This window comes from Pseudomonas sp. Sample_9, from assembly GCF_004307535.1.
Classification (GTDB): domain Bacteria; phylum Pseudomonadota; class Gammaproteobacteria; order Pseudomonadales; family Pseudomonadaceae; genus Aquipseudomonas; species Aquipseudomonas mercuritolerans.
The window spans coordinates 1-4,672 of sequence record NZ_RAZO01000295.1; the positions used below are offsets into that span (position 1 = coordinate 1).

The window sequence follows — 4,672 nt, forward strand, 5'->3', positions numbered from 1 at the left end:
CGGTGCCGATCCGGCATTTTCCCTTGGGTCACTGATGGCCTTTTGGTAGAGTCGCCGTCGCCAGCGGGTTTTCGGCTGGACGATGGAACCGAAGAAGGGAGTCTGATCAGTGAGTCCGGGCAAAAAAATCCTCGGTCTCACGGCGTCGCTTTTGTTGCTGACGCTGTGGGCCAGTTACTTTTATGTATTCAAGGAAAACCGCGACGGCCAGCTCGGCGGTGTCGGCGAAAGCACCGCGTGGTGCGGCACGCCACCGACCAGTGAAGCGGCGTTGCTGGGCAAGGATCAACTGACCTTGCGCGTCACCAACAACCTGCGCGGCGAGTTCATGGTCGGCGGTTCGCTGGTGGTTTCCGAACGCACCTTCAACCGCTACGACCTGGGCCGCAACGAACTGCGCCTGCGTCTGGAACCGTTGCAGTGGTCGTTCGGCGTCACGCCGATCTTCCTCGAGCAGGTCAAGGTGCAGCCGCTGAGCCGCAACCTCTCGTCGACCAACAAAAGCGCCTTCGCCGAACTTGAGCCTCGCGCAATCGGCGTGCACGCTCAGACTGCCGCGTTCCCCTTCGATACCTATCGCTACGGCTACAAACCGGTGCTGTATTACCTCAAGGGCAGCGAGCGCATCGACTTGCGCTTCAAGAACATCACCACGCTGATGGAGATGTCCAACACCTTCACGCCGATCCAGAAGTACAACCGCGCCGACTACATCAACGAGAAAAACTCGATGATCCGCGATGAGGACTACAAGCCGTACGGGGCGCATGAGTGCGCGTTCAGCGTCGAGCGCAAAGGCTCGTTCAAGGTCGTGGTGTTGCTGCTCTTGCTGGTGCTGTGCCTGCCGCTGATGCTGGTGTTCTACCGCGATGAGCCGGGGATCGACTTTCTCGCGACGCTGGTGGGGATTGCGGTGGTGCGGACATTACTGATCGGGCCGGTGGAAGATTTCCAGCTATACAACATCGACTTTTTGTTTGGTGCGGCGATTTTGTTGGTGGGGACGGTGTCGCTGATCAAGGCGATGCGCGCCAATAGCCGGCGGGAAATGGCTTTGCGCAGTGGCGAAACATCGTCCTGGTGAAGCAAGCGCGGTGGTAGCCCTGTGGGAGCGAGCCTGCTCGCGAAAACGCTACGTCAGCCGACTGCGATGTCACTGACAGATTGCATTCGCGAGCAGGCTCGCTCCCACAGGTGATCGGTATGCATCCCATCGATCACTTGAGCGCCGGATCCCCCATATTCATTTTCTTCCAGCCCTGCAGCAGCACCTGCGCCTTGGGTTCCTGGCCGCTATCGAGGTAGTACTGAATCAGCGACAGCCGCGCATTGCGGTTGGCCGGTTGTACCTTGAGCAAACTTTCCAGAATCGCGCACGCCTCATCAACCTTGCCGCTCTCATGCAGCGCCACCGCCAGTACATAGCCGTATTGCGCATTGTCCGGTTCCAGTTGCGCGGCTTTGCGCAGGTAGGACATGGCTTCGGCGGACTGGCCGGCACGGATCAGCGACAACCCGCGCGTGTGCTGTAACAGCGCCGCATCCGGATGCTGCTTGAGGCTGTCATCCAATAGCTTCTGGGCTTCGGTGGCGCGACCATTCGCTTCCAGCCACTGTGCCAGCGTGACCAGCGCCGGGTAGAAGTCCGGGTCACGTTGCAGGGCGCTGCGCAGCAACGGTTCGACCTCGACACTGCGCCCGCTGGCCTGGTACAGCATGGCTAGATTGAGATTGGCCTCGGCACGCTCCAGCAGGCTCTTCTGCACGGCCTCATACTCGCCGATCGCCGCGTTCCAGCTGGCTTGCGCCGCACCCAGGCCATTGTTGCGCGAGGCACCTAGCAGATCCCGCGCGGCGACGATGCGCACGGCTTTCACTGGATCATTGAGCAACGGCGCCAATAATGGCGCACGCTCAGGCGGTGGCAGGAATGCGCTGATTGCCCGCACCGCACTGTCACGCACCTGTGGCTCTGGATGTTTCAGATCCTGAGTGGCCAGTTTCAGCGCCTGTTCGCTCGGGTACAGCGGCAATTCCGCCAGCAACGTCGCGCGCTGGATCGCCGGCAGGTTGCTGCGCTGCAATTGCTGGTACAGCGCGTCGGCGGCGCCGGGCTGGCCATTGCGGATCAGCCACAGGCTTTCGTCATAGCGTGGCGCCTGCTGAGCCGGGGAGGCGGTGGCGTTCCACAATTTGAACTGCGCGGTGACCTTGTCGCCGGCCTTGCCCTGGTGACAGGTCAGGCAGGCGTCTGGCGTGCCGAGTTTCTGCGCACGCTCCGGGTTGGGAATACTGAAACTGTGGTCATGCCGAAAGTCGTTGCCCATGTAGAACTTGCCGGGCATGTGGCAATCGACGCACTGCGAGCCGGGCTGGCCCATGGCGTGGCGGGTGTGTTCGATGGAGTCGTAATTCTTCGCTTGCAGACCCATGCCGTCGACGCCAGCGACCGAGGTCTTGCCCGCCGTGTTGTGGCATTGCAGACACACGGCGTTGCCCGGTGCCTTCAGCTCGTTGCTGTGCGGGTTATGGCAATTGCTGCAGCGCACGCCCTTGTCGAACATCTTGCTTTGCAGGAACGAGCCGTGTTCGAACACTTCGTCCTTGATTTTGCCGTCCAGCGCATAGAGTTCGCGGGTCAGGGCGCTGGGCAGGTAATCGTCCATCAGCCGCTTGCCGACGGTAAAGCCATCGCCCAGCGGCGCGCGGCGGGAATGGCAGCGCGCGCAGGTTTCGATTTCTACCGTGGCGTTCTTGTCCTTGAGATCGACGTCGAAGCCCTTATGGATCAAATCGTCTTTTGTCTGCGCCCACTCCAGGTGATTCGACGCCGGGCCATGACAGGCCTGACAGCCGACTCCGAGGCTGTTCCATTGACTGTTGAAGCTGTTGCTCTGCGCATCGAAATTGCGCTTGAAACCGGTGGTGTGGCATTCGACGCACATGAAATTGGCGTTCTGGCTCGGTTTGCTCCAGTGCAGCGGATTCTTGAAGTTCACGCCCTGGCCGGCGTACAGATGAAACCAGCGATTTTTCTCGGTATCCCACGCCACGCCGAGGGCTTGCAAACGCCCCTGACCGACCTCGATCAGATATTGCTGTAGCGGCGCGATGCCGAAGGTGTAGGCCACTTTGAAGTCGGCATTCTTGCCGTCGATGCCGGGCGCATTGACCCAGAATTCATCGCCCTTGCGGGTGAACTTTGTGGTCTCGTTCTCGGCCTTGAAGGTCACGTTGTTGAAGTCGCCGAGGGTGGTTTCGGCGGTCGCTGGCTGCATGGCCAATTGGTGATGCGAGCCTTGCCAGTCCTTGACCTGTTCGCTGTGGCAGCCCTGGCATTGCTGCTCATCGACCATGCTTGCCGGTTTGCTTGCCACAGTCGGTTGCGGCTTGGCTGGCGGTGCTACAGGCGTGCTGATCGCTGCGGGTTTGACGGGGGCCGGCGCCGGGCTGAACAGGAACCAGCCAATGCCCGCCACGGCCGCCAGCAGCACACCGATGGTGATTGGAAACAGGTAACGTGAAAAAGAGGAGGTTGACGCGTCAGGCTGAGGTTGCACCGCTTTGTTTTTGTGCTTGGGCATTGCGACTTCCGTAGTCCGGTGCGTTGGCCTTTTGGCGTGCATACATCTGGATGCAGCTTTGCCGCATGCAGCGCGTCTGTCAAATAAGCGCTGTGACTTGCTGCGCAGCGCCGTGTGAATTTTGTAATTTGCAATCGCAATTGCTGCGGTTTTAGCTATACCTGTAACTCCCCCTATGCAAACGATTTGGCCTTCTGACAGGAGTTACAGCATGAAGCTAGCCGTAATGATGGGCACGCTGTGCATCGCCACCCTGGGTGTGGTCGGTTGTTCCAGCAAAACCGTCGAGCCAGACCAGTACTCCGGTTTTCTCAAGGATTACAGTCAACTGAAGGAGACCAAATCACCGTCGGGTGCCGAGGTGATGCGCTGGATGGACCCGAAACTCGATATCAACAAATTCAGCAGCGTCTATGTCGAACCGAGCCAGTTGTATCCGAAGCCGCAAGCGACGGAAAAAATCCCCCAGCAGACCCTCAATGGCATCACCAGTTATTACGATCAGGCGCTCAAGCGTGAGCTGAGCAAGTCGCTGCCGCTGGCCACCGGTCCGGGGCCTGGCGTCATCGTGATCCGGCCGGCGATCACGGCGGTGAGCAGCAAGACCGAAGGCCTGCATGTGTATGAGGTGATTCCGATTGCGCTGGTTGCTGCTGCGGTGAGCACGGCCACCGGTATTCGCGATCAGGAAACCACGTTGGCCACTGAGGCGGTGTTCCTCGACGGCAGCAGTAACAAGGTGGTGGCTCAAGTGGTGCGCAAGGGCACCGGTCAGCCGCTGGAAAATTCCTCGCAGGTGATGAAAGCCACTGATGTCAAAGCGGTGATCGATGGTTGGGCGAGTGACATGCATCAGACGTATCTGAAGCTCAAGTCCGAGGCCAAGTGATGTCGTGAGGCTTGAGGCCTCTTTGTGAGCAGGCTGGCTCCCGCTATTTTGGTGGGGCCTGCCTCCTGGTTTTTTGGGTACATATCCGTTGCTGCGGGTGTTGCTGATTACGGTTTCGCCCTTACGGCGAGGCACTTTTTCCAAACGCCGAAAAAGTACCCAAAAAGGCTTGCTCCTACGTTCGGCCCTCGCAGGCTCG

Annotated in this window: 3 protein-coding genes; 2 read left to right on the forward strand and 1 reads right to left on the reverse strand. The window is 59.7% G+C overall.

What is annotated here, in order from left to right:
* Positions 1-109: 109 nt before the first annotated feature.
* The gene (locus D6877_RS16090; RefSeq protein WP_130911429.1) at positions 110-1,084 is read left to right on the forward strand and encodes a hypothetical protein; all 975 of its coding nucleotides are present in this window, start codon (positions 110-112) and stop codon (positions 1,082-1,084) included.
* Between the two features lie 133 nt (positions 1,085-1,217).
* Here D6877_RS16090 and D6877_RS16095 read toward each other — a convergent pair whose 3' ends face one another.
* Positions 1,218-3,584, reverse strand: coding sequence for a tetratricopeptide repeat protein (locus tag D6877_RS16095; protein ID WP_130911430.1), 2,367 nt, complete (start codon positions 3,582-3,584; stop codon positions 1,218-1,220).
* A gap of 211 nt (positions 3,585-3,795) precedes the next feature.
* Between D6877_RS16095 and D6877_RS16100 the strand changes: the two genes are divergently transcribed.
* Positions 3,796-4,473 (forward strand): DUF3313 domain-containing protein, encoded by a 678-nt coding sequence (locus D6877_RS16100; RefSeq protein ID WP_016774611.1) that lies wholly within the window; start codon positions 3,796-3,798, stop codon positions 4,471-4,473.
* The last annotated feature ends 199 nt before the right edge of the window (positions 4,474-4,672 follow it).